Source organism: Pseudomonas sp. GXM4 (assembly GCF_008923895.1).
GTDB classification, from domain to species: domain Bacteria; phylum Pseudomonadota; class Gammaproteobacteria; order Pseudomonadales; family Pseudomonadaceae; genus Aquipseudomonas; species Aquipseudomonas atacamensis.
The window spans coordinates 1-4541 of the sequence record NZ_WBRZ01000360.1; the positions used below are offsets into that span (position 1 = coordinate 1).

3 protein-coding genes are annotated in these 4541 nt (G+C 59.9%); 2 read left to right on the forward strand and 1 reads right to left on the reverse strand.

Annotated elements, in window-relative coordinates:
- The first annotated feature begins 388 nt into the window (after positions 1–388).
- On the forward strand, positions 389–715 hold the full coding sequence (locus tag F8N49_RS25825) for a DUF3077 domain-containing protein (RefSeq protein ID WP_151553116.1): 327 nt from the start codon (positions 389–391) through the stop codon (positions 713–715).
- A gap of 197 nt (positions 716–912) precedes the next feature.
- Here the strand turns inward: F8N49_RS25825 and F8N49_RS25830 are convergent, their stop codons facing one another.
- Positions 913–2754, reverse strand: a complete 1842-nt coding sequence (locus F8N49_RS25830; RefSeq protein WP_371699263.1) for a potassium transporter Kup — start codon at positions 2752–2754, stop codon at positions 913–915.
- 349 nt (positions 2755–3103) lie between these two features.
- On the opposite strand from F8N49_RS25830, the gene rimO reads away from it, so the two are divergent.
- Positions 3104–4441 (forward strand): 30S ribosomal protein S12 methylthiotransferase RimO, encoded by a 1338-nt coding sequence (gene rimO, locus F8N49_RS25835; RefSeq protein WP_041478077.1) that lies wholly within the window; start codon positions 3104–3106, stop codon positions 4439–4441.
- Positions 4442–4541: the final 100 nt, after the last annotated feature.

Consider the following 4541-nt stretch of genomic DNA (forward strand, 5'->3'; position numbering starts at 1 on the left):
GACTGACACTGCGTCTTCGCGAGCAGGCTCGCTCCCACAGAGAAAAAAGTGCCAAGTGTTTACTTTCGTTTACTTCCAGTCTCGCAATATCAGATGACGCCCACAGACCTTGTAGGCAAACTCCGAAACTCTTGTTGGGGCGCTGTGCCGCTCTATTGCGCTGTTTTTCGACGGGATACTCTCCGGAGGTCGCTGACCCATTCAGCGATCGGGTGTGGTAACCCGGAGAAACCATCGCAACAGCGCGCTCATCGAGTTATGGCGGCTGTGCGTGGGACGCCTTCTGGCGTGCCGGTTTCCTTGGTTCCCGGTTTACCACCCTGCGTACAGCTGCCTCCCTTTCGCGTGGTAACGAAAGTCTCGGCACTTCGAACCAAGGAGTAACACGATGACCGAAACTGATCTGCACGGACTCGCAAACGTTAAAACCATCGGCTTCACCCCTTTCCTCTACAACTCGGATCAAGCGTTCTTCAACGTCCGCTCCGGCGTCCCGATCATCAATGCCTTGTCCCAATCCTCCGACCTGCTGTCCCTCGCCAAATCCTTCGCAGAAGACGCTGCTTTCAACAGAGACACCGACCGCCATGCCTGGGCTGCGCATTACCTGACGGTGATGGGCAAAGCCTTGGTTGATGACGTGATCCAAGCGCTGATCCCACGACCTGCTCGCACAAAGACCGAATCCGAAGAAGAATTGCCTGAAAGCCACTAACACCACAAAACCCTTGTGGGAGCGAGCTTGCTCGCGAATGCGGTGGGTCAGCCGAAGAATGCTTCTCCTGTCACTCAGCCTTCGCGAGCAAGCTCGCTCCCACAGGGGGAGTTGCGTGGGTTTGAGGTTTATGTGCAGGCACAAAAAAGCCCCCGACAGCCTTGAAGCTGACGGGGGCTTTTGAGTTGCGGCGGGGCTTACATCTCCACCTGCGTCCCCAACTCAATCACTCGGTTCAGCGGTAGATTGAAGAACCTCAAGTTCCCATTGGCATTCTTCAACATGAACGCAAACAGCGCCTCACGCCAACGCGCCATCCCCTCGAGTTTCGAGGCAATTACCGTCTCGCGACTGAGGAAATAGGTCGTGCGCATCGGGCTGAAGTCCAGATCATCCAGATGACACAGCTTCAGCGCTTGCGGCACGTCGGGCTCGTCGGTGAAACCGAAATGCAGGATCACCCGGAAGAAACCCTCTCCGTGCGCTTCGACCTCGAAGCGCCGCGATGGCGGTACGCGAGGGATGTCTTCGTAGACCACCGTCAGCAACACCACTTGCTCATGCAGCACCTGGTTGTGCAGCAGGTTGTGCAACAAGGCATGGGGCACGGCGTCGGAGCGGGCGGTGAGGAACACGGCGGTGCCCTGTACGCGATGCGGCGGTTGCACGCGGATGCTGCTGATGAAGATCGGCAGCGGCAGCGCGCCTTCGTCGAGGCGTTCGACCAGCAGTTGTTTGCCGCGCTTCCAGGTGGTCATCAGCACGAACAGGGCGATACCGGCGATCACCGGGAACGCGCCGCCCTGAACGATCTTCGGCACGTTGGCAGCGAAGTACAGGCCATCCACCAGCAGGAAGCCAAGCAACACCGGCACCGCGAGGATTGGTGGCCATTTCCACAGCAGCAGCATGACCGCCGACACCAGAATGGTAGTCATCAGCATGGTGCCGGTCACTGCCACGCCGTAGGCCGAGGCCAGTGCACCGGAGGATTCGAAGCCCAGCACCAACAGGACCACACCGACCATCAGCGCCCAGTTCACCGCGCCAATGTAGATCTGGCCCTGCTCATCGCTGGAGGTGTGCTGGATGTACATGCGCGGGATGTAACCGAGCTGGATCGCCTGACGGGTCAGGGAGAACGCGCCGGAAATCACCGCTTGCGAGGCAATCACCGTGGCCAGGGTCGACAGGCCGACCAGCGGAATCAGCGCCCAGCTCGGTGCCAGCAGGTAGAACGGATTGCGCGCGGCGTCAGGGTTTTCCAGCAGCAATGCGCCCTGGCCGAAGTAGTTGAGCACCAGCGCCGGCAGCACCAGCAGGAACCAAGCGCGAGCGATTGGCTTGCGGCCGAAGTGGCCCATGTCGGCGTACAGCGCTTCGGCGCCGGTCAGCGCCAGCACTACCGCGCCGAGGATCGCTACGCCCATGCCCGGGTGCACGACGAAAAAATTCACCGCCCACATCGGGTTCAGCGCGTGCAGCACTTCCGGGGTGTGGCTGATGCCGTACACACCGAGCGCGCCGAGGACGAGGAACCAGGTGACCATGATCGGCCCGAACAGAATACCGATCCGCGCGGTGCCGTGGCGCTGGATCAGAAACAGCGCGACCAGCACGACCAGCGACAGCGGCACCACCCAGTGATCGATGCCTTCAAACGCCAGGCCAAGGCCTTCGATCGCCGACAGCACCGAAATGGCCGGGGTGATCATGCTGTCGCCGTAGAACAGCGCCGCACCAATCAGCCCGCACACCACCAACAGCGTGCGCAGGCGCTTGCGCCCCGCCGCTGCCCGCCGAGCCAGTGCGGTCAGGGCCATGATGCCGCCCTCGCCCTGGTTGTCGGCGCGCAGGACGAACATCATGTACTTGATCGAGACCACCCAGATCAGCGACCAGAAGATCAACGACAGAATGCCCAGCACGCCGTCGTGATTGACCGGCACACCATAACCGCCGGAAAACACTTCCTTGAGGGTGTACAACGGGCTCGTGCCGATGTCGCCATAGACCACCCCGACTGCCGCGACCAGCATGCTCAGCGGTCTGCTTGCCGAACCCTCGGCGCCCGCCGCATGACTACTTGCCTGACCCATCCAACACTCCTGATCTCGATACCGGCTTCTTTGAAGGAAGCACTATGCTTTGAGTTGCAGCATGCGCTGTTTTACCTGTTGTTACAGACCAATGATTGACTGCACGAAATCGGTAAAGCTCAACGGCGCGAAGCATAGCGCAGCACTCGTCGTATTTCCCCGTATAAAGCTGGTCAAGTGCGTTGCCCGCCGCTAGAATTGCGCACTTTTTGATCAGAGGCGCATCCCAAGCGCCCATCCGTCGGTTTGCGCATGATGCAAGCGACGTCACAAAACACCGAGGTTAGACATGTCCACCACTCCTGCGCCGGCCAATCCAAAGGTTGGCTTTGTATCTCTGGGTTGCCCGAAAGCACTGGTCGACTCCGAGCGCATCCTGACCCAGCTGCGCATGGAAGGCTATGACGTGGTGTCCACCTATCAGGACGCCGACGTCGTAGTGGTCAACACCTGCGGTTTCATCGATTCGGCCAAGGCTGAGTCGCTGGAAGTGATTGGCGAAGCGATCAAGGAAAACGGCAAGGTCATCGTTACCGGCTGCATGGGCGTGGAAGAAGGCAACATCCGCAATGTGCACCCGAGCGTGCTGGCCGTGACCGGCCCGCAGCAGTACGAGCAAGTGGTCAACGCCGTGCACGAAGTGGTGCCGCCGCGTCAGGATCACAACCCGCTGATCGACCTGGTGCCGCCACAAGGTATCAAGCTGACCCCGCGCCACTACGCGTACCTGAAGATTTCCGAAGGCTGCAACCACAGCTGCTCGTTCTGCATCATTCCGTCGATGCGCGGCAAACTGGTCAGCCGTCCGGTTGGTGATGTGCTCGACGAGGCGCAGCGCCTGGTCAAATCCGGCGTCAAAGAATTGCTGGTGATCTCGCAAGACACCAGCGCCTACGGCGTTGATGTGAAATACCGCACCGGTTTCTGGAACGGCGCGCCAGTGAAAACCCGCATGACCGAGCTTTGCGAGGCGCTGAGCACCCTGGGCGTCTGGGTCCGCTTGCACTACGTTTATCCGTACCCGCACGTCGACGAGCTGATTCCACTGATGGCCGCCGGCAAGATCCTGCCGTACCTGGATATCCCGTTCCAGCACGCCAGCCCGAAAGTCCTGAAGTCGATGAAACGCCCGGCGTTCGAAGACAAGACCCTGGCGCGCATCAAGAACTGGCGCGAAATCTGCCCGGACCTGATCATCCGTTCGACCTTCATCGTCGGCTTCCCGGGCGAAACCGAAGAAGACTTCCAGTACTTGCTCAACTGGCTGACCGAAGCCCAGCTCGACCGCGTCGGCTGCTTCCAGTACTCGCCGGTTGACGGCGCGCCAGCGAATGATCTGGATCTGGAAGTGGTGCCCGACGACGTCAAGCAGGATCGCTGGGAGCGCTTCATGGCGCACCAGCAGGCGATCAGCTCGGCACGCCTGCAAATGCGCATCGGTCGTGAGATTGAAGTGCTGGTGGACGAGGTTGACGAACAAGGTGCGGTCGGCCGTTGCTTCTTCGACGCCCCGGAAATCGATGGCAACGTGTTTATTGATAACGGCAGCAATTTGAAGCCGGGTGACAAGGTCTGGTGCAAGGTGACTGACGCTGACGAATATGATCTGTGGGCTGAGCAGATCTGATCTGAAGATCAAAAGCCCCTCACCCCAGCCCTCTCCCAGAGGGAGAGGGGGCTGACCGTGTTGTTCTTTCTAGGTACATCGACCTGAGCTATCCGGTCGA